Source organism: Nocardioides daeguensis (genome assembly GCF_019192965.1).
GTDB classification, from domain to species: Bacteria; Actinomycetota; Actinomycetes; order Propionibacteriales; family Nocardioidaceae; genus Nocardioides; species Nocardioides daeguensis.
Genome location: NZ_JAHTKU010000021.1, coordinates 84,486 through 104,647 on the forward strand (window position 1 = coordinate 84,486; position 20,162 = coordinate 104,647).

The following is a 20,162-nucleotide window of genomic DNA, read 5'->3' on the forward strand; positions in this document are numbered from 1 at the left end:
GTTACTTGAGCAGGGCCGGTCAGCGCAGCCGGGAGCGCTTCGGGACGACCAGCGGGGCGCCGGGCTCGCCCACCTCGACCTCGAGGATCGCGTGGTGGGAGGCCGTGCCGAGGATCGCCGACTGGTTGGCGACGAGCAGCCGAGTGCCGAGGAAGGTCGCGTTGGACGGACTGTCGAACGGGATCGCCGAGCCGTTGGTGCCGAGGACCGGGCCGGGCGGGAACTTCGCGAGGAGCGTGCCGTCCGGGCCGAGCTTGACCAGCTGGTTGGTCCCGAGCAGCGCGACGTAGACGTTCCCGGACTGCGCGACGCCGAAGCCGTCGGGCAGGTCGAGCGGGCCCGAGGTCCACACCGTCGCGACCGGGCCGGGGCTGCCGTCGGCGGCGACCGGGATCCGGTAGAGGTGGCCGCGGAGCAGGTCGAGCGGGTCGGTGGTGGTCTGCTGGCTGACCAGGAACGAGCGGCGGGAGCGCTCGTAGACGATGCCCGTCGTACCGAACCCGGCGCCGGCCAGGGTCTTCGACCGCAGCCATGGCGCCGGCTCGCCGCCCTTCGCGGGAAGACGCCAGATCACGCCCTGGCCGTAGTCGGTCAGGTAGAGCCTCCCGCCCGGGCCCCACGCGGCGTAGTTGGGGATCGGGTGTCCGGGACCCGGCAGGTCGGGCAGCGTCGCCTGCACCTTGAACCGGCCGGTGCGCAGGTTGAGGGTGAGCACCTGGGCGCGGGACTTCTCCAGCAGGACCAGGCGGCCGCGGGCATCGGAGGTGGCCACCTGGACCCCGCGCGGACGGCCGAGGTCCTGGCCGGGCACGGTCCACGACCGCAGCAGGGTGCCGTCGGCGGTCCACTCGAGGACCCGGGAGGCCATCGTGTCGCCGGCCGGGTTGGTGTACGTCGCGGCGTAGACCCGCCCGTTCGGCGCGACGTGCACGTACGCCGGGAAGCCGGGCTTGCCGACGGTCGAGAAGACCCGGGTGGGCCACTTCTCCGGCGACGCCTGCTCGCCGGACGCCGGGCCGGCGAGGCCGGCCAGACCGGTCATGCCGGCCAGCGCGGCGACGAGGGTCAGGGCGAGGGCGAGCGGTCGCCTCACAGGGCGTCCAGCACTTCCCGGGCCGCGCGCTCGCCGGAGCGGACGGCGCCGTCCATGTAGCCGGTCCAGTACGTCGAGGTCTCGGTGCCGGCCCAGTGCACCCGGCCGTGCGGCGTCCGGATGTGCCGGCCGTGGGTCGCCATCACGCCCGGCGGGTAGATCGCGGTCGGCCCGCCACCCGTCCACTGCTCGCGGGTCCAGTCGTGCTCGGTGTAGTCGATCGGGTGCAGCGCCTGCTCGCCGAACATCTTCGCGAAGCCCTCGAGGACCGCGGTACGACGCTCCTCGAACGAGCGGGTGCCGTACTGCTGCCACGCGGACCCGCCGACGAAGGCGAGCAGCACGCCGTGGCCGGTGTCGGTGACGTGGTTGTCGAAGGCGACCCGGACCGCGCCGGTCTCGGCGATGCCGAAGCCGGTGAGCCCCTTCTCGCGCCAGAACGGCGTGTCGTAGACGGCGTCGCACTTCATCAGCCGGCCCATCTGGACCTGCTCGAGCAGCGCGGTGCGGCCGGCGGGCAGGGCGGGCGAGAAGCCGATGCCGAGGACCTGCTTGGGCGGCGCGGCCACGATCACCCGGCGCGCCTTCACCTTGCCGCGGCGGGTGTGGACCCGGACCCGGCCGTGCGGGAGCTGGACGATCCTCGTGACCGCGGCGTTGAGCGCGATCCGCTTGCGCAGGCGGCGGGCGAGCTCGAGCGGGACCCGCTGGGAGCCGCCGACGAACCGGCTCTCCTGGGCGCCGCCGACGGTGTCGGAGTTGCGCTCGAAGGTGCCGGGGTGGGTCTCGTCGCCCGAGCAGGCGATGTAGTGGAGCACGAAGAGCAGCGAGATCTGGTCGGGGTCGGCGCCGAAGCCGGGCTGGGTCCAGGACTGGATGAGCTTCTCGACGCCCCGGCTGTTGACGGTGTTGCGGCGCAGCCAGTCGCCGAGGGAGACGGCGTCCCACTCGGCGGCGCGCGGGTGCGACCAGGGCGCGTCGACGGGGACCTCCTTCGCGAACGCGTTGAGGCGCTTGAGCGCGAGGGCGGCGTCGAGCAGGATCGTCGGGTCGGGCGGCACCGTGCCGGTGAACTCCATCCGGCCCAGCAGCGAGGACAGGTAGACGTTCTTGCCCGTGACGTACTCGTCGAAGGTCGCGATGCCGAGCCTGCTGGCGAGGTTCTTGATGTGGTCCTGCGTGGGTCCGACGAAGGCGCCGCCCGCCTCGATGGTGCCGCCGGTGGGGAGCTCGTGGTTGAGCACCCGGCCGCCGACCCGGTCGCGGGCCTCCACGACGAGGACGGAGTGCCCGGCCTGCTTGACCTGGCTCGCGGCGACGAGCCCGGCGATGCCAGCGCCGACCACGACGACGTCCACCTTGCGCGGCAGCCTGCCCTTGCGGACGCCGGCCTGGACGTCGGCCTCGAGGGCGTCGAGGGCGAGCACGCCGAACGCGGCGGCACCTCCGGCGAGCAGGCCGCGCCGGCCCAGGGTGTGTCGCGGGATGGTCTGCACGTCGCCTCCGAAGATGAATCTGTGTCAGGTTCGGTTTCGGAGGCTACACTTCGTGCATGTCTTCCGCCACCGTTGGACCCGGCACGGGTCCGAGCCGTCGCCGGGTCCCTGCCCAGGCCCGGTCCCGGGAACGGGTCGAGCGGATCTTGGAAGCAGCCGCCCGGCTCGTCCTGGTCAACGGCGTCGACGGGCTCACGACACGCTCGATCGCGGAGGCCGCCGAGCTGCCGGTCGCCTCGCTCTACCAGTACTTCACCGACAAGGAGGCCGTGCTCCTCGCGCTCTGCGAGCGGGACATGGCCGAGATGGACGACCAGGTCGCCACCGACCTCGCCGCCGTCGAGGAGCTCACCATCGCCTCGATGGTCGACACCGTGATGCGCGCGTTCGTGAAGGTCTACCACCGGCGTCCGGCCTTCATGCAGATCTGGATGCGCGGGCGCACCAACACGGCGATCTACGACTACGGCCGCCACCACAACCGCCGGACCGCCGAGAACCTGCTCGCCTTCGGCCTCGATGCCGGGCTCCTCGCCGCGGGCGAGTACGACGAGCAGGAGCTCGCCATGATCGCCGAGCTCGCCGTCGAGGTCGGCGACCGCGCGTTCCAGGTCGCCTTCGAGAACGACCCGCGCGGCGACGTCTTCCTCATCGACCAGGCGATCGCGCTGGTCACGGGCTACCTGGCCAAGATCGCGGCCGGCCGGTGACGGACCTCCGGCACGCGGTCGCAGCCGCGTCCCGGCAGCTCGCCGACGCCGGCCTCCTCGTCGGCACCGCCGGCAACGTGAGCGCCCGCGCCGGCGACCGGGTCGCGATCACCGCCACCGGCGTCCGGCTCGGCTCCTGCACGCCCGACGAGGTGAGCGTCGTTTCCCTCGACGGCACCGTCGTCGACGGGACGCTCGCGCCGACCAGCGAGCTCTCCCTGCACCTCGGCGTCTACGCCGACGGCCCGGCCGCGGCGGTCGTCCACACCCATGCCCCCTTCGCCACCGCCGTCGCCTGCGTGCTCGACGCGCTGCCGGTGCTCCACTACCAGCAGCTCGCACTGGGCGGCGAGATCCGCGTGGCGCCGTACGCCACCTTCGGGACGGGCGAGCTCGCGACCCACGTGCGCACCGCGCTCGAGGGGCGCAGCGCCGCGCTGCTCGCCAACCACGGCTCGGTCACCCTCGGCGGCTCGCTCGAGGCCGCCGTCGAGAACGCCCTGCTGCTCGAGTGGCTCTGCCAGCTGCACCACCGCGCCAGCGCCCTCGGCACGCCGCGCGTGCTCACCGAGGAGCAGCAGCTCGACGTCATCCGCGCCGCGATCGAGCGCGGCTACGGCACCGTGAAAGGTCTCCCCGCATGAGCATGGTGGTCGCCGCCGTCGGCGTGCACGTCCTCGACACCCACGTCCTCGGCATCGAGTCCATCCCCGCGGGCTCCGAGGGCCAGCTGGTGGAGACGATCCGGATGTCGCCGGCCGGCACGGCGGGCGGCACCGCCGTCGTGCTCAGCCGGCTCGGCGCCACGGTGCGGTCGTACGGCGCCGTCGGCACCGACCCCGTCGGCGACACCCTGCTCGGGCTGCTGGGCCGCGAGGGCGTCGACGTGGCGGGCCTGGTGCGCAAGGACACCGCACAGACCTCGGCCTCGGTGCTGCCCGTGCGGCCCGACGGCGATCGGCCGGCCTGGCACTGCATCGGCGCCAACGGCGCCTTCACCCTCGACGACCTCCCGGCCGACGTGCTCGACGGGGTGACCCACCTCCACCTCGGCGGCCCCGAGTTCCTCGGCGGCGACGCCGCCGCCGAGCTGCTCGCCCGCGCCCGCGCCGCGGGGATCACCACCTCGGTCGACATCCTCGCCCCCGGCGACCCCGACCTGCTGGCCTGGATCGCCGCCGCGCTCCCCCACACCGACCACCTGCTGCCCAACGACGAGCAGGTCCTCGGCTTCACCGGTGCCGCCTCGCTGGCCGAGGGCGCGCAGGCGCTGGTCGCCGCCGGCGCAGGCTGCGTCGCGGTGACCCAGGGCGCCCGGGGCGCCCTCGTCGCGACCGCCGACGGCGTGATCGAGGTGCCGGCGTACGCCGTCGAGGTCGTCGACACGACCGGCTGCGGCGACGCGTTCTCCGCGGGCTACCTGCGCGGGCTGTCGCTCGGCCGGAGCCCAGTCGGGGCCGCCGCACTCGGCTGCGCCACCGCCGCGCAGGTCGCGCAGGGCCTCGGCACCGACGCGGGGAGCTACGACCTGGCGTCGGTCGAGGCGTTCGTGGAGACCGCAGGCGGCTGAGGCCGGTCGTCGATCGTGCGCCAGTCCGGCGAGAGGACCGGGGCCATCGTGGTGAGGAGGTAGGCCGCGCCGAGGACCAGCAGACCCCCGGACAGGCCGATGCCGGTCACCGCGAGGCCCGCGAGCAGGCCACCGAGCGGCATCAGCGACCAGGACGCGGCGAGCGACAGCGCGCTGACCCGGCCCATCGCCTCCTCGGGGATCCGTTCGAACTGGACGGCGCCGAGGACCGGGTTGATGAACCCCGCGCCGAGACCGGCGACCACGTGCACGAGCGCGACCAGCCACAGGGGCGTGCCGAGCGCGAGGACGATCCAGCGCGGGGCACCGGCCAGCAGGTAGCCGACCACGTAGGTGCGGAACCGCGGCAGCCGCTCGGCCCGCCAGGTCGCCAGCGCCGAGCCCACGAGCGCCGCCCCGCCCATGCACGCACCCAGCAGGCCGATCGCGGCCGGCCCGCCACCGGCGTGCTCGGCCCAGACCGGCAGCAGCACCGCGGAGTAGCCCTGGTCGAGCAGGTTGGTCACCGCCACCATGACCATCATCCCCAGCAGCACGGGATCGCGGCGCAGCACCGCCCAGCCACCGCGCAGCTCGGAGAGGTACGACGACCCCGACTGCGGCTCCGCTCGGACGCGGTCGACCCGGCGGGTCGCGACCGCGAGGACCGCGGCGCACAGGAGGAAGGACCCCGCGTCCACGGTCAGCGCCGTGGCGGGCCCGAGGACCGCCACCAGGCCACCACCGACCGCCGCACCGACGAGTGCGGAGAGCCGGTCCGTGGTGCCGACCAGGCCGGTGACCCGCTCGGTGGACATCCCGACGTGCCGCACCAGCGAGGGCACCAGCGCGTGGCGGGCCGCCTCCGAGGGCCCCCGCAGCACACCGGTCACGGCCACCAGCGCGAGGAGCACGGGGAAGTGCAACCAGCCGGCGGCGTACGCGATCGGGACGGCGGCGACGGCGACTCCGGAGGCGACGTCGAACCCGATCGCCACCCGGCGCGCGCCGGTGCGGTCGATCCACGGCCCGCAGAGGGCCTGCGCGAGGACCAGCGGCAGCAGGCCGGCGAAGGCGACCAGACCGGTGCGGGTCGCGGACCCGGTCGTGGTCAGGACCAGCCAGGGGACCGCGATCTGCGAGAGCCGGGTGCCGGCGAGCGAGATCGCGTCGGCGGCGAGGAATCCGGCGAGGGCGCCCGAGCCCGCCCGCACGTCACTCAGCTCGCTCGGGTGCGACGTGGCCGGGGACCGGGAACGCCTGGAGCTGGAAGGCGAACGGCACCGCGTCCTCGCCCGGTTCGTCGGCGCAGGAGGCGATCAGCTCCTTGATCCGCGCGGTGAGGTCGGCGGCCCTGGACGCCGGGATGGTGTGCACCCAGTCGCTCACCGTCGACGCCGCCCGCCACTGCGGCGGCAGCAGCGGCCGCTCCTCCATCGCGGCCTGCAGGTTCTGGGCGTACATCACCGTCGCCGCCTGCAGGAAGGCGTCGGCGACGTCCCGCTCCTCCGGGGTGCGCGCCTGGGCCGCACGGCTGTGCGTCTCCTGGTGCGCGGCCCGCCACCAGCGGTCCCGGGCGTTGCCACGGCCTTCGTCCTCGACCACGAACCCGTGTTCGGCGAGCTGGCGCAGGTGGTACGACGTCGCGCCACTGTTGAGCCCGAACCGGTGCGCCAGCGTGGTGGCCGTGGCCGGCCCTTCGATCCGCAGGTGGCTGAGGATCCGCAGCCGGGTCGGGTGGGAGAGGGCCCGCAGGCCCGTGAGGTCGGGGGTCACCACGCTCGGTCGCTGCTCGGACATGGCTCGACCCTACGACCGCAAAGAACCATTTGCAAACAACTCTTTGCAATATGGACGCGCGAGGATGACCCCATGCACCCCGCGATCCGTGCCCAGCGTCCCGACGAGGGAGCCGCGACCCTGCGGCTGATCGCCGCCGCCTTCGGTGCCGAGGGCGCCGCCGTCGTGGCGGTGTGGAGCGACGTCGTGGCCCGGGGCCTGGACCGGGCCCAGCTGGTCGCGGTGGACGCGGCCGGGGAGCCGGTCGGCCACGTCGGGCTCAGCCACGGCTGGCTCGACACCCGGCAAGCACTGGTCGACGTGCTCGTCCTGAGCCCGCTCAGCGTCGCGCCTGCGCACCAGGGGGCGGGCATCGGTGCGGCCCTGCTCGAGGCCGCCGTCGCGGAGGCCGACCGTCTCGGCGCGCCGGTCGTGGTGCTCGAGGGCGACCCGGGCTACTACGGGCGGCACGGCTGGTCCCCGGCCGCCGACCTCGGCATCGAGGCACCCAGCCGGCGGGTGCCGGGTCCGGCGTTCCAGGCGGTGCCGCTGGCGTCGTACGAGAGCTGGATAAGGGGCCGGGTCGTCTACCGCGACGTGTGGTGGGAGCACGACTCCACCGGGCTGCGCGACCCGCTGCTCGCCGAGGTCGAGGCCGGCCTCGCCCCGCCCGCCGGCCCGCCTCAGGCGTCGTAGTCGATCCGCAGCTCCTCGGTCACCGGGTGCGCCTGACAGGTCAGCACGAAGCCGTCGGCGACCTCCGCCTCGTCGAGCACATGGTTCTGGTCCATCACGGCCCGGCCGAGGACGACCTTGGCGCGGCAGGTGCCGCACGCCCCACCGGCGCACGAGTACGGCGGGTCGATCCCGCGCTGCAGGGCCGCATCGAGCACCGAGTCGCCCGTCGAGGCGAGCGGGAAGGTCGTCTCGGCGCCGTCCAGGGCGACCGTGACCTGGCTGGTGACCTCGGCGAGCTCGGCGGCCGCCGCGGCGGTGGCGTGGAAGACCTCGGTCAGCACCCGCCCCGTGCCGGGTACCCGGCCGAGGGCGTCGCGGACCTCATCGACCATCTCCTGCGGGCCGCACAGGAACCAGGCGGCGACCTCCGCCGCGTCCGGCACCAGCTCGGCGACCAGGGCGGGCGTGATCCGGCCGGTGACGACGCCGGGAGCCGTCTCGCGGGAGCGCACGTGGTGCACGACCAGGCGCTCGCCGTACCGCTCCTGCCAGGCGGCGAGCTCGCCGGCGAACATCGTGGACGCGGCGGTCCGGTTGCCGTAGAGGAGAGTGAACCGGCTGCCCGGCTCGGCGTCGAGGGTGGTCGCGACGGTCGACATCAGGGGCGTGACGCCCGAGCCGGCGACGACCCCCACGTGGTGCCGCGCGGCGGCCGGGTCGAGGCTCACGTGGAACGCACCGGCCGGCGTCATCACGTCGAGCAGGTCACCGGCGACCAGTCGCTCGTTGGCGTACGACGAGAACCGCCCACCGGGCACGCGCTTGACCGCGACCCGCAGCGTGCCGGGCCCGTCCGAGGCCACCGGCGCGACGAGGGAGTAGCTGCGCCGCACCTCCTCGCCGTCGATCACCGCGCGCAGGGTGAGGTGCTGGCCCTGCACGTAGCGGTACGACGCCGCGAGGTCGGCGGGCACGTCGAAGGTGATCGCGACGGCGTCGCTGCTCACCGGCTCGACCGCGCGCACGCGCAGCGGGTGGAAGGTAGGTCGGCGGGTGATCTCGTCGGTGAGCCGGCGCCAGGTGCGGTACTCGCTGGGCGTCAACGAGCGACCGAACCACGTGGAGATCGCGGCGTTGCGGTCGAGGTAGGCCTGCTCGTTGCGCTTCCAGGCCCGGACGTAGCGGTAGAACGGGATGCTCGGGTGCAGGTGGTGCACCAGGTGGTAGTTCTGGTAGACGAACAGCGGCGTCAGCAGACCCTCGCCACCGACTCGCACGCGGGTCGCGCGGTACTTGTCCTCACGCTGCGTCGCGGTCAGCCCGTGGTGGGGCAGGTAGTCGAACCACCAGGCCAGCACCAGCATGCCGAGGCGCTGCGGCACCAGGAAGCACCAGAGCAGCTCGCTGCCGTAGCCGGCGGCCGCGATCGCGGCGAAGCCGCCGATCACGGCGGTGAAGACGGTGAAGGTCACCGCGACCTCGCGTCGGGGCCGGTCCGGCAGGCGGCGCAGGTAGAACGCGACGTACCAGAGGTCGATGGTGGCCCAGCGCAGCGGCAGCTGCCAGGCCGGGCCCTCCTCGCACCAGGCGTCCGGGTCGATCGACTTGGACTCGTTGGTGTTGCGGTGGTGCTCGATGTGGATGAACTTCACCAACGCGTACGGCGCCCACGGGACCACGAGCAGCACCGCGAGGTGGCCGAAGGCGTTGTTGACCCGCGTGTTCGTGCTGATCGCGTGGTGCGTGGACTCGTGCAGCACGCTGAACATCAAGAAGGTGACCGCGGCGCCCAGGGGGACCGTCAGCCACCGCGAGAGGTCCCACGCCAGCACGCCCGCCATCTCGACGCCGAACAGCGCCAGCGTGCCGACGTACAGGGCGGCGGTCGGCCAGGCCAGCGCCGGAACCCGCTCGCCGGGGTCCGGCAGTCCCGAGACGGACTGGGGGAGCTGAGCACGCGGCGCCGCGGCGGCGGTCGTGATCGGTTGGCTCTGCATGGGGGTGACCGTAGGAGCCCGGGCCCCGTCAGGGCCTTGGCCGCCCGTCACAAAATCGCCCCCGGCAATTGTCCGGGGGCCCGTACCTGCGGGGATGCGCGGTCCCGAGACTTGCCGCCATGACGACGATCGCGGTCGAGAACCCTGCCACCGGACGGGTCATCGGCACCGTCCCCGACCTGAGCGCCGACCACGTCGCCGACGCGGCCCGCCGGGCCCGCGCCGCGCAGCCCGCCTGGGCCGCCCTCGGCTTCGACGGCCGCGCGCAGGTGCTGCGCCGGATGCAGCGCTGGATCGTCGACCACACCGACGAGCTCATCGCCACGATCTGCGCCGAGACCGGGAAGACCTACGAGGACGCGCTGCTGGCCGAGGTCAGCTACGGCGCGGCGGCCTTCGGCTTCTGGGCCAAGCAGGCGCCGCGCTACCTGGCCGAGACGAGGATCCGCTCCAGCCAGCCGCTCGTGGCGGGCAAGCGGCTCGTCCAGCGCTACCGCCCGCTCGGGCTGGTCGGCGTCATCGGGCCGTGGAACTACCCGCTGACGAACTCGTTCGGCGACTGCATCCCCGCGCTCGCCGCGGGCAACGCGGTGCTGCTGAAGCCGTCGGAGATCACCCCCCTGACGTCGCTGCTGCTCGCCGAGGGCCTGGCCGCGTGCGGCCTGCCGGACGGCGTCTTCGGCGTCGTGACCGGTCGCGGTGAGACCGGCGCGGCGCTGGTCGACGAGGTCGACATGGTCATGTTCACCGGTTCCACCGCGACCGGACGACGCGTCGCGGCACGGGCCGCCGAGCGACTCATCCCGGCGTCGCTGGAGCTCGGCGGCAAGGACCCGATGATCGTGCTCGCCGACGCCGACCTGGAGCGCGCGGCCACGCACGCGGCGTACTACGCGATGTTCAACTGTGGCCAGACCTGCATCTCGATCGAGCGCTGCTACGTCGAGGAGCCGGTCTACGCCGAGTTCGTCGAGCTGGTGAGCGCCAAGGTCGACGCGCTGCGCCAGGGCGTGCCGCAGGGGCCCGGCAGCGTCGACGTCGGCTCGCTGACCTTCCCCCCGCAGGTGGACGTCATCGACCGGCACGTGAGCGAGGCGCTCGCCGCCGGGGCGCAGGCGCTGACCGGCGGCGTGCGTCCCGAGCGCCCGGGGTACTGGTACCCGCCGACCGTCCTCGTCGACGTCGACCACTCGATGGCGATCATGCGCGAGGAGACGTTCGGCCCGACGTTGCCGATCATGGCGGTGCGCGACGCCGACGAGGCCGTGCGGCTCGCCAACGACTCGGAGTACGGGCTGTGCGCATCGGTCTTCGGTCGCGACCTCGCCCGCGCCGAGGACGTCGCGCGCCGGCTGGAGGCGGGCGCGGTGACGGTCAACGACGCGGTGGTCAACTACACGGCGCTCGAGCTGCCGATGGGCGGGGCCAAGCCCGCCTCCGGGATCGGTCGGCGGCACGGGCGCGAGGGCATCGTCAAGTACTGCCGCCAGCAGTCCCTGCTCGTCTCCCGCTGGCACCTGCGCCACGACGTGCACACCTACCCCTACCGCGCCGCCCGCAGCCGGTTCCTCGCCCGGGTGCTGGGCGTGCTCAATCGCGGGCGGCGGACGACCTGAGCGGTGCTCCCGGGGCCGCGATGAACATCTCGTGGCACCGCAGCGCGACGTCGATCTCGGTGGACTCCTCGGCGATCCGGCGTCCCATCAGCTCCTCGGCGCGCTCGACGCGGTAGCGCACCGTGTTCTTGTGCACCGAGAGATGGCGGGCGGCCGCATCCACGCTCCCGGTCGAGAGCAGGGCCCGCAGGGTCATCCGCAGCCGAGCGGCCTGCTCGTCGGTCGCGGCGAGCCGGCCCAGGGTGCGGTGGATGTAGCGCCGGGTCGCCTCGCCGTCGCCGACGAGGGTCAGCAGCTCCACGTCGGTGAAGAAGGTGACCGGCACCTGGCGCTCCGCGCCCAGGCACAACCGCTGGGTGGCGAGGGCCTCGGTGTGCGAGGAGCGGAACCCGTCGACCCCGGGGGCGGCCGCGCCGACCATCGCCACCATGCGGCGCTCCCGCAGCCAGTCCGAGCAGGTCCCCAGCAGCGTCAGGTCGGGGGCCTCCGCCGAGCTGATCCAGGCCCAGAGGTCGCGGCCCCCGGGATGGACCACGAGCGGCTGGCGCAGGCCGAGGGACGCGGTCAGCGCCTGCGCCGCCTGGGGCAGGTCGGCGATCCGGGCGTCGTCGTCGGTGTGCAGCAGCAACGCGGTCTGAAAGGCGGACACCGGGTGCCCGCCGAGGCCGGCGGAGATCTCCCGCGGATCGACCAGCGTGCCCGCCAGGACCGCGCGGACGACCTCCAGCCTGCGCGCCGCGTCACCCTGCCGGATCCGCTCGAGCTCCTCTTGGAACAGCGCGACCGACATCTCGACGGAACGGTCGAACCACGTGCTCGAGCGGGTCCAGAAGTGCACCAGCGCGTCGGCCTCGCTCACCCCCGTCGGCGACCCCTCCTTGACCGCCGCGGTGATGAACTCCCACACCGCCTGCTCGCCCGCGGTGTAGATCTGGAACAGGATGGGCAGCGGGTAGCCGTGCTGCGCGACGACGAGCGGCACCTGCCGGGCCTCCTGCACCAGGTGGAAGGTCTGCTCGGGCTGGCCGAGGTTCGCCAGGAACGAGCGCCAGTGCGCGTCGCACGCGTCCCGCACCACGCTCTGCAGCGCGGCGTCCTGACGGACCTCGGGAACGCCGTCGACGATCCGGCCGAGCACGTGCGCCACCCAGGCGTCCACCGCGGTGTTGTCGGAGGCGGCACTGACGAAGTCGGCGATCCACCGCTTGAGGTCACTGGTGAGCGACACGAACCCTCCCTCGGGCGGCTTCGAACCGGGTGCCCGGTGCACGGCGGGGCCTCCCGTCGGGGACGAGGTTGTCACACCGGCCTCAGACCGGCGATGCGCCACCGGTCGCCGTCACGGGTCATGGTCACCTCGACCCGGCTGCCGGACACCGACGTGCCGCCCTTGCCGCCGCCCTCGCCCTTCGTGGTCGTGGTGGTCTGGGTCAGGAACAGCAGCACGACGACCCGGTCGCGGGAGCCGGAGACCACGCCGGCCGCGTCGACCACGGCGGTGGTGGAGATGCCGCGCTGGGCGGCCGTGGGCTTCACGACCTCGGCGAGGATCTTGCCGTAGTCGGTGCGGAAGGCGCCGGTGGTCTGCTCGGCGGCGACGGCCAGGTCGGCGTCGAGGGTCGCGGCGTCGTACCCGAGGAGCGCGGGGACCCGCTCCTTCGCCGCGGCGAGCGCGGCGGCGCGGGCGTCGGCCAGGCCCGCGGCACGGTGGGCCTGGACGGTCGTGAACGCCGCGGCGGCGACCAGCAGGACCAGGACGCCGGCCGCGAGCACGCCGCCCCGCGACGTTGTCCGCCGCAGGAGCGCGACGGGGGAGGCGACGAGCCTCGTGGGCCGGCTCATGCGACGAACTCCAGTCCGGACACCAGCCAGTCCCCCTTCACCCGCTGCAGGTCGACCGTGAGCCGGTAGTTGCGCGGCTCGGCGGCGGTCGTCTGCTTGTTCTGCACGGAGCCGGCGGCCGCGACGATCACCGTCGCCCGGTCCCCGGCGAGCTTCACGATGCCGGCGGAGACGACGTCGCCGCTGGCCCGGACGGCGTTGTCGGTGAGCGCCTGCTGCAGCCGGTCGGCCTGGGCCGCCAGCTCGGTGCGGAAGCCGGCGGTCGCGCCGGCGAGCAGCTTGGCCATGTCGGACTGCGAGGTGGCCGAGCTGATGTCGACGAGCCCCTCGACCTCGGCGGTCGCGGCCGCGACCGCCTCCTTCGCATCGGCTGCCTGGGCCCGCTCGTCCTGCCAGGCCAGCGCCCGCTGGCCGGTGCCGAGGAGCAGCACGAGCGCCACCAGCAGGACCGCGCCGCTGCGCCAGGTGAGGCGGTCCAGCGCGGTCGTCACCGGACCCCCAGGGGTGCCAGCACGAGGATCTTCCACAGCTCGTCTCCTCCGGTCCCGTCGGCGCCACTCGCCGTCGTGGTGGTCGTACTGGTCGTGCTGCCGTCGCCGCGACCCACGGCGAGGTCGTAGGCGACCGTGCCGCTCGAGTCCGGCCAGACCCCGCCGCCGAAGTGCTCGCCGCAGGCCGCCGGGGTGTTGCCGCGGCCGTCGCCCTGCGGGCAGGGCAGGTTGCGGGCGCCGCGGATCGCGGTCGGGTTGTCGGGCGCGAGCTCGCAGTGCGCCAGGGTGTCGACGTCGCGGACCTCGCTCGCGCGGGGGTTGCGGCGCTCCTTCGGCGACAGGTAGCCGCTCTGGCAGGTCGGCGGGTTGTTGAGCGCGGCGCGCAGGTCGAGCTGCACGTCGCCGTGCTCCGCCCGCGGGTTGATCGCCGACTGCAGGCGGGCGACCAGCGACGGGTAGACGACGAGGGTCTGGTGCACCTGCGGCAGGTAGGTGTTGAGCACCTGCGCGTTGGTGGTCAGGTTGGCCAGCATCATCGGCAGCACGGGCTGCAGGTCGGTGACCGTCCGGGTCGCGGCGTCCAGGCCGCCGGGTGCGTTCTTGAGCAGCGTGCGGACCGCGGCCGTGTCGCCCGCGGCGAGAGCACCGGTGAGCTGGTCGAGGGAGGCGGCGTAGGCCTGCGTCCGGCCACCGAGGTCGCGCTGGGTCTCCAGGACGGGCTGGACGGCGGCGATGAGCGAGGTGGTCGCGTCGATCCGCGCCTGTGCCTCGGTCAGCACCTCGCCGGTGGACGCGACGAGCTCGTTGAGGTCGGGGCCCGCGCCGCCGAGGCCGGCGTCGACCTGGTCGAGGACCCGCTTGGTCTCGGCCTTCGGCACCGACTCCAGCAGCCGGTTGACCGAGTCGAGGACGGGCGTGATCTGCGGCATCGGGACCGCTCGCTCGCGCGGGATCCGCGCACCGTCGGCGAGCACGTCCCCGGATCCGGCGTCCCGCTCCGCGCCGGAGGACCCCGGGCGTGGGTCGACGAGGTCGACGTACTGCTCGCCGACGGCGGAGGTGCTGTGCAGCTCGGCCGAGGCGCCGGCCGGGATCGCCGCGTCGTCCTCGAGCCGCAGGGTGGCGATCGCGCCCTCGTCGGTGACCTCGAGCCGGGAGACCTCGCCGACCTCGACGCCGCGGTAGGTGACGGCGGCCTTCGGGTAGAGCCCGCTCGCGTCACCGAAGTCGACGGACACGTCGTAGACGCCGATGCCGACCATGGCCGGAACCCGTGCGTACTGGAAGAACGCGAGGCCGAGCGCGATCGCCGCGAGCACGGCGAAGATACGCAGCTGGCGCTTGATCAGGGGCGTGAGCAGCATGGCCTAGCAACCTCCCAGGATCTTCTGGAGCAGCCCGCACGTCGGGGGCCCCTCGGCGGGCGCGACCGGAGGGGTGGCCTGACCGGCCTCCTGGTCCGTGGGTGCGGGGGTGCCGGGGGCCGGCACCGGGGCACCCGGCGCGGCCGGCGGGACAGGGCTGACGGGGGCGTCGGCGGTGTCCGCCGGCCCCTTCGGCGGTACGCCGACCAGGCCGAGCCAGCTGCCGAGGAGGCTGCTGTCGCGCAGGTCGAGCGTGGCGAACAGGTTGGCGTAGTCGCCCCGCAGCGCGTTGCGGGTGGTCATCACCGGGAACGGGATGGTGAGGCCGAGCTTGAGCGCCTCGGGCAGGGCCTCGCTGGCCTCGCCGAGCTTGGCCAGGATCGGCCCGAGGGAGTCGAGGTTCGCGAGCAGCGCGGACTCGCTGGCGCGGATGACCTCGACCGCGCGGGCGCCGGTGCGGCCGGTCCTCGTGACCGCCTTGACCAGGCGGTCGCGCTCCTGGTCGAGGACCTTCAGGCCGGGCGTGATCCGGTCGATCGCGGTGGCGATCCGCTGCTGGTCCTTGCGCAGGCCCGCGCTGAGGCTGTTGAGCGACTCGAGCGCGCGGACGATCTCGGACCTGTTGGCGTCGAGGACGGAGAGCAGCTCGTTGGTGTGCCGGATCAGGCCGCGGGTGTCCGGCACCCGGTCCCGCAGCGCCGTCGAGAGCTCGCCGGTGATGTCGCTGATCTGGGCGAGACCGCCGTTGTTGAGCAGCAGCGCGACCGCCCCGAGGACTTGCTCGGTGGCCGGGTAGGTACCGGTCTGCGCCACCGGGACCACCGCACCGTCCGCCAGCCGCCCACCGGTCGACGCCGCGGGGGCCGACACCTCGACGTACTGCGCGCCGAGGAGGGTCTTCTGCCCGATCGAGAACACCGCGTCGGCCGGCAGCGCGACGTCGTCGAGCAGGTGCAGGTCGACGACGGCCTCCCAGCCGTCGGCGCGGATCTCGCCGACGGTGCCGATCACGACGTTGTCCTTCTGCACCGTCGAGTTCGGGACCAGGTTCTCGATCTGGTCGAAGTGCACCTCGACGGTGTAGCCGTCGTCGCCGACCGCGACCTGGCCCGGGAGGGTGTTGTCGTTGGGCTGGATGTCGCAGCCGGTGAGGAGCAGCCCGGCCACCAGCGTGGCGGGGACGAGCGCACGGGACAGGCGGTTCACTGGGTGCCTCCGATCGAGCCGATGCCCAGCAGGTCGATGAGGGGCTGGAGCACCTTCGAGCACTGCTCGGCCGTGCCGCCGACCCCGAGGACCGCGCCGCAGAGCAGCTGCGGGACGTTGTCGAGCGCCGAGAGCGTGGCCCGGCCGGTGATCGCCTGGTCCTGGATGGTGTTGCTGAGGTCGACGATGGCGTGCGGTGCGACGTGCAGGACGCCGGCGAGCTCGTTGGAGCGGTCGGCCAGAGCGGCGGCGAGCAGGTTGACGTCGCTGGTCGTCGTCCGGATCCGGTTGCGGTGGTTCTTGAAGTACCTCTCCGTGACCGCGAGCACCCGTCCGAGGTCGGTCAGGGCACCGGTCAGGTCGGTGCCGTTGTCCGCGAGCACGGTGCTGACGTCGTCGAGCTCGGTCGTGAAGCCCCGTACCGCCGCGTCGTTGAGCGCGAGGTTGCGGGTGAAGGTGTCGAGGTGCTCGATGGTCGAGAACAGGTCCGACCGGCCCTCGGACAACGCGGTCGCCGCGCCGCGGAGCTCGGCGATCGAGGTTCGCAGCTGGTCGGCGTTGCCGGCGGCGAGACTCCGGTCGATCGCCTTGATCGCCACCGCCAGCGGGCCGTCCTTCTTGCCCGCGTCGGGTCCGAGGGTGATGGCGAGGTCCGTGAGCTGCTGCTTCACGTCGTCGAAGGTGACCGGGACCGCGGTCCTCTCGCGCGCGATGGTGGCGCCGTCCTCGAGCCGCGGGCCGCCGTCGTACACGGGCTCGAGCTGGACGAAGCGGCCGCTGACCAGGCTCGGCGAGACGATCGCGGCGCGCGCCTCGGCCGGGATCGGCTGGCCGGCGTCGACCTGGAGGGTGACGAGCACGCCGTCGGGCCTGTTCTCGATGGCGGTGATCGAGCCGACCTTGACGCCGAGCACCTTCACGTCGTCCTTGACGTTGAGCCCCTCGGCGCTGGCGAAGTACGCCCGGACCGTGGTGCTGCTGGTGTCGCGGTTCCAGGTGAACGCGCCGAACACGAGGGCAGCGGCCACGAGCGCGATGAGGATCTTCTTCTTGGTCACGGCACGATTCCCGACAGGATGGGGGCGAGGGTTCCGGGCGAGGTGAGGTTCTGGATGTAGGCGTCGAACCACGGCCCGCTCGAGATCGCCTCGCCGAAGGCGGTGGCGTAGCCCCGCAGGCCGACGATGCTGGCCTGCAGGTCCTTCCGGTTCGCGTTGAGCACGTCGACGACGCCGTCGAGCTCGTCGAGCGCCGGTCCGAGCACGTCGTCGGTGTCGTCGAGGAGCAGTCGCAGCTGGGCGGCGAGCGCGCGGGCGCTCTGCAGCAGGCTGACGACGACGTCCTGACGGGCGTCGAGCTCGCCGAGCAGCGAGCGCCCGCTGGTCAGCAGCGAGGCGATCTGCTGGTCCCGGCCGGCGAGCACCCCGGTCACGCTGTCGGCGTGGGCGAGCAGCGCGCGCAGCTCGTCGTCGTTGGAGGAGACCGCCCGGGACAGGGCGGTGATCCCGTCGAGCGCGGGACGCAGGTCGGGGCTGGAGGACGAGAGCGTCGCCGACGCCTGGTCGAGCGCGGCCGCGAGCTGCGTCTTGTCGATCGCGGCGGTGGTCTCGGTGAGCTGGTTGAGCGAGCTGGTCAGGTTGTACGGCGACGAGGTGCGCGCCAGCGGGATCGACTCCCCCGCGCCGATCTCCCCGGTGCCGCGGGGCACCAGCTCGACGGCGGCCCGGCCGAGCAGCGTCATGGTGATGATCCGGGCCTCGGTGCGCTCGCCGAGCACGATGTCGGGATCGGTGAGGACGACGTCGGCGACGACGCGCTTCCGGTCCAGCCGGACCTCACGGACCCGGCCGACCTGGGCGCCGGACACCATCACGGCGTCGCCGCCCTTGAGCCCGCCGGCCTCGGCGAACTCGACGTGCACGACGTCGCTGTTCCCGACCAGCGGCAGCCGGTTGATGTTGAGCGCCGCGAGCACGACGAGGACGAGGACGACGGTGCCGACGAGGCCGCGGGCGGCCAGACGGTCGGGGCTGGTCACGCGGCTCACTTGCACCTCGGGGCGTCGGAGTAGATCCACGGCGTCGTGACGTTCGCGCCGGCGACGCCGGTCTGGATCCGCACGCCGCACAGGAAGAAGTTGAAGAAGTTGCCGTACGACGCGGTGTTCTGGACCGCCCGGTAGTGCGCCGGCAGGTTCTCGAGCACGGCCTCCAGGGTCCCCGCGTTCTTGTTGATGCCGCGCGCGGAGACGGTCAGCCCCTCGAGGTCGGTGCGCAGGTCGCCGCGCGCCTTCGCCACCAGGTCGGTCGCCGTGGTCGCGAACGTGTCGATCCGGGCGGCGGCGTCGAGCACCTGGGTGTCCTGCTGGTCGAGCCCGGTCAGCAGCTGGTCGAGCCGGTCGAGCAGCAGCCCCACGGTCTCCTTGCGGTCGTCGACGGTGCCGAGCACGCTGTTGAGGTTGCCGATCACCTGCCCGATCAGCTCCTCACGACCACCGATCGTGGTCGTGAACGACGCGACGTGCTGCACCAGCGTGGCCACGGCGGCCTGCTGGCCCTGCAGCACCTGCACCAGCTGGCCGGACAGCTCGTTGACCTGGGTGGGGCTGAGCCCGGCGAAGAGCGGCTTGAAGCCGTTGAGCAGGGTGTCGAGGTCGAGCGCCGATGCGGTCTGGCCGGCGGGCAGCGTGCCTCCGGCCGGCAGCACCTGGGGCGTCTCGTCGCCGTCCGCCTCCCCGCGGGTCAGCTGGACCACCCGGTCGCCGATCAGGTTGCGGTACTGGATCGTGGCGCGGGTGTCTGTCGTCAGCTGCTGGTCGTCGCTGACGTCGAAGGTCACCAGCACGGTGTTGTCGCGGCGTACGTCGATGCCGGTCACCTTGCCGACGTCGACGCCGGCGACCCGGACCTCGTCGCCGACCTCGAGACCGGACACGTCGTCGAAGACCGCCTTGTAGTCGGCGCGGTCGCCGGGCCGGTACTCCCCGGTGACGGCGGCGACCCACACGGTGAAGACCGCGGCGAGGGAGAGGAAGGCCGTGAACTTGACCAGGTCGGCGCGCTGGCGCCGCTTCTCGGGACTGAGCCGACTCCTTGACGTGGCGCTCATGGCAGGTTCCCCACTCCCCGGAGCAGGCCCAGCAGCGTGTCGGTCACGGCCTCGCTGGGCGTGGGCGGCGGGCCGACATGGGGGTTGGCACCGGTCCGGAACGACGGCGGCGCGGCCTTGCCCTCCTGGGCGTCGACGTACGGGAGGCCGTAGCAGGCGGGGCCGTTGTCGGCACCGAGCTCGGGCAGGTTCTCCCGGTAGGTGTACGGGTCGCGGCCGGGGATGATCCGGGTGATCGTCGTGACGCCCGGGTGGGTGCCACCGACCGCGGGCTCGGCGAGCTCGTTGGCCGAGGCGAGGCCGAGCACCAGGCAGGGCAGCTCGGGCGAGTAGCGCTCGAGGACGTCGGTCACCGGCTGGAGCAGGCCGAGGGAGGTCACCAGCCCGTGGCGCGAGCTGCGGAGGAGCACGTCGGTCTGGTCGCTGAACCCGGTGAGGCTGCGCTCGAGGGCGCGCAGGGAGGCTTGCTGCCGCACCAACGTCCGGGAGACCTGTCCGGTGTGGGTGAGCGCACCGACCAGGTCGGGGCGCGCGATGTCGTAGACGTCGGCCACGTCGTCGGCGATCCGGAGGTCGGCGGACAGGGTGCGCAGCGAGGGGTTGAGGGAGCGCAGGTAGGTGTCGGTCTGCGTGATCAGGTCGCCGATCAGCTGGCCGCGCTCCTCGACGGCTCCCGCGACGGCGGTCAGCGCGGAGCTGACCTCGGCCGGGCGGGCGACGTCGAGGACCTGGGTCAGGTTCGCGAAGGCCTCGTCGACCTCGACGGTCACCCGGTCCGCCGGGATCACCGCGCCGGCGCGGATCCTCTCCCCGCTGCCGGTGCTCCCGGGGGGCGGCGTGAGCTGGACGTACTTCGCGCCGAACGCGGTGGGCGGCACGATCTGCGCGGTCACGTCGGCCGGCACGCGGTCGACCTTGTCGGCGTCGATCTCCAGCTCGATGCTGACCTTCCCGTCGGCCGCGGGGTCGTCGCCGATGTCGCCGACCCGGCCGATCTCGACGCCGCGCAGCTTGATCGGCGCGCCCGCGGCGAGGGTGAGGCCGGCGCGGTCGGACTGGACGGTGACCACGACGTTGTCCTCGAAGGCGCCGCGGTACTTGGCGATCGTGCCGGCGATCAGGGCCGCGACCAGAGCGACGAACAAGAACCCGTAGACGACCTGCCGGTCGACATGATGGGGGTGGTGGGCGTGCTTCTCCCGGGTCATTCCC

General features: G+C 73.4%; 19 protein-coding genes. 5 read left to right on the forward strand and 14 right to left on the reverse strand.

The features are described 5' to 3' along the window. Positions 1-19: 19 nt before the first annotated feature. Together KU893_RS17425 and KU893_RS17430 are read right to left on the reverse strand one after the other, a co-directional pair. Positions 20-1,093 (reverse strand): SMP-30/gluconolactonase/LRE family protein, encoded by a 1,074-nt coding sequence (locus KU893_RS17425; RefSeq protein WP_218235654.1) that lies wholly within the window; start codon positions 1,091-1,093, stop codon positions 20-22. Next, positions 1,090-2,589 carry an NAD(P)/FAD-dependent oxidoreductase gene (locus KU893_RS17430; protein WP_257441351.1) on the reverse strand — a complete coding sequence of 500 codons (1,500 nt, stop codon included), beginning with the start codon at positions 2,587-2,589 and terminating at the stop codon, positions 1,090-1,092. The genes KU893_RS17425 and KU893_RS17430 overlap by 4 nt, the downstream gene beginning before the upstream one ends. A 56-nt stretch (positions 2,590-2,645) precedes the next feature. Here KU893_RS17430 and KU893_RS17435 point away from each other — a divergent pair, with 56 nt between their 5' ends. The 3 genes from KU893_RS17435 to KU893_RS17445 are packed head-to-tail and all read left to right on the forward strand — an operon-like array spanning position 2,646 to position 4,869. Then, positions 2,646-3,299: a TetR/AcrR family transcriptional regulator gene (locus tag KU893_RS17435; RefSeq protein WP_218235655.1), complete on the forward strand. Its 654-nt coding sequence runs from the start codon at positions 2,646-2,648 to the stop codon at positions 3,297-3,299. Then, positions 3,296-3,943 carry a class II aldolase/adducin family protein gene (locus KU893_RS17440; RefSeq protein ID WP_218235656.1) on the forward strand — a complete coding sequence of 216 codons (648 nt, stop codon included), beginning with the start codon at positions 3,296-3,298 and terminating at the stop codon, positions 3,941-3,943. The genes KU893_RS17435 and KU893_RS17440 overlap by 4 nt, the downstream gene beginning before the upstream one ends. Further along, positions 3,940-4,869: a carbohydrate kinase family protein gene (locus tag KU893_RS17445; RefSeq protein WP_246592803.1), complete on the forward strand. Its 930-nt coding sequence runs from the start codon at positions 3,940-3,942 to the stop codon at positions 4,867-4,869. Before KU893_RS17440 ends, KU893_RS17445 begins: the two co-directional genes overlap by 4 nt. On the opposite strand, the gene KU893_RS17450 is transcribed toward KU893_RS17445, so the two are convergent. Together KU893_RS17450 and KU893_RS17455 are read right to left on the reverse strand one after the other, a co-directional pair. After that, positions 4,821-6,083, reverse strand: coding sequence for an MFS transporter (locus KU893_RS17450; protein WP_218235657.1), 1,263 nt, complete (start codon positions 6,081-6,083; stop codon positions 4,821-4,823). The genes KU893_RS17445 and KU893_RS17450 overlap by 49 nt on opposite strands. Before the next feature lies 1 nt (position 6,084). Further along, positions 6,085-6,669: an ArsR/SmtB family transcription factor gene (locus tag KU893_RS17455; RefSeq protein ID WP_218235658.1), complete on the reverse strand. Its 585-nt coding sequence runs from the start codon at positions 6,667-6,669 to the stop codon at positions 6,085-6,087. A gap of 72 nt (positions 6,670-6,741) precedes the next feature. On the opposite strand from KU893_RS17455, the gene KU893_RS17460 reads away from it, so the two are divergent. Next, positions 6,742-7,344: a GNAT family N-acetyltransferase gene (locus tag KU893_RS17460; protein WP_218235659.1), complete on the forward strand. Its 603-nt coding sequence runs from the start codon at positions 6,742-6,744 to the stop codon at positions 7,342-7,344. On the opposite strand, the gene KU893_RS17465 is transcribed toward KU893_RS17460, so the two are convergent. Then, the gene (locus tag KU893_RS17465; RefSeq protein WP_246592804.1) at positions 7,332-9,323 is read right to left on the reverse strand and encodes a fatty acid desaturase; all 1,992 of its coding nucleotides are present in this window, start codon (positions 9,321-9,323) and stop codon (positions 7,332-7,334) included. The two genes, KU893_RS17460 and KU893_RS17465, sit on opposite strands and share 13 nt — an antisense overlap. 119 nt (positions 9,324-9,442) lie before the next feature. Here KU893_RS17465 and KU893_RS17470 point away from each other — a divergent pair, with 119 nt between their 5' ends. After that, complete coding sequence (locus KU893_RS17470) at positions 9,443-10,939, forward strand: aldehyde dehydrogenase family protein (RefSeq protein ID WP_218235660.1); 1,497 nt, start codon at positions 9,443-9,445, stop codon at positions 10,937-10,939. Here KU893_RS17470 and KU893_RS17475 read toward each other — a convergent pair. From KU893_RS17475 to KU893_RS17515, 9 genes are all read right to left on the reverse strand, one after another. Next, entirely contained in the window at positions 10,914-12,167 is a 1,254-nt protein-coding gene (locus tag KU893_RS17475) for a PucR family transcriptional regulator (protein ID WP_218235661.1), read from the reverse strand. The two genes, KU893_RS17470 and KU893_RS17475, sit on opposite strands and share 26 nt — an antisense overlap. A 71-nt stretch (positions 12,168-12,238) precedes the next feature. After that, the gene (locus KU893_RS17480) at positions 12,239-12,781 is read right to left on the reverse strand and encodes an Rv1363c family protein (protein ID WP_218235662.1); all 543 of its coding nucleotides are present in this window, start codon (positions 12,779-12,781) and stop codon (positions 12,239-12,241) included. Further along, positions 12,778-13,272: an Rv1363c family protein gene (locus tag KU893_RS17485; protein WP_218235663.1), complete on the reverse strand. Its 495-nt coding sequence runs from the start codon at positions 13,270-13,272 to the stop codon at positions 12,778-12,780. The genes KU893_RS17480 and KU893_RS17485 overlap by 4 nt, the downstream gene beginning before the upstream one ends. Next, positions 13,269-14,636 (reverse strand): MCE family protein, encoded by a 1,368-nt coding sequence (locus KU893_RS17490; RefSeq protein ID WP_218235664.1) that lies wholly within the window; start codon positions 14,634-14,636, stop codon positions 13,269-13,271. The genes KU893_RS17485 and KU893_RS17490 overlap by 4 nt, the downstream gene beginning before the upstream one ends. 3 nt (positions 14,637-14,639) lie before the next feature. Next, a complete protein-coding gene (locus KU893_RS17495; RefSeq protein ID WP_218235665.1) occupies positions 14,640-15,842 on the reverse strand; it encodes an MCE family protein in 1,203 nt (400 codons plus the stop codon). Beyond that, positions 15,839-16,900 carry an MCE family protein gene (locus KU893_RS17500; RefSeq protein ID WP_218235666.1) on the reverse strand — a complete coding sequence of 354 codons (1,062 nt, stop codon included), beginning with the start codon at positions 16,898-16,900 and terminating at the stop codon, positions 15,839-15,841. The genes KU893_RS17495 and KU893_RS17500 overlap by 4 nt, the downstream gene beginning before the upstream one ends. Further along, positions 16,897-17,880, reverse strand: coding sequence for an MCE family protein (locus KU893_RS17505; protein ID WP_218235667.1), 984 nt, complete (start codon positions 17,878-17,880; stop codon positions 16,897-16,899). The genes KU893_RS17500 and KU893_RS17505 overlap by 4 nt, the downstream gene beginning before the upstream one ends. Before the next feature lie 5 nt (positions 17,881-17,885). After that, a complete protein-coding gene (locus KU893_RS17510) occupies positions 17,886-18,950 on the reverse strand; it encodes an MCE family protein (RefSeq protein WP_218235668.1) in 1,065 nt (354 codons plus the stop codon). Beyond that, positions 18,947-20,158 carry an MCE family protein gene (locus KU893_RS17515; protein WP_218235669.1) on the reverse strand — a complete coding sequence of 404 codons (1,212 nt, stop codon included), beginning with the start codon at positions 20,156-20,158 and terminating at the stop codon, positions 18,947-18,949. Before KU893_RS17515 ends, KU893_RS17510 begins: the two co-directional genes overlap by 4 nt. Between the last annotated feature and the right edge of the window lie 4 nt (positions 20,159-20,162).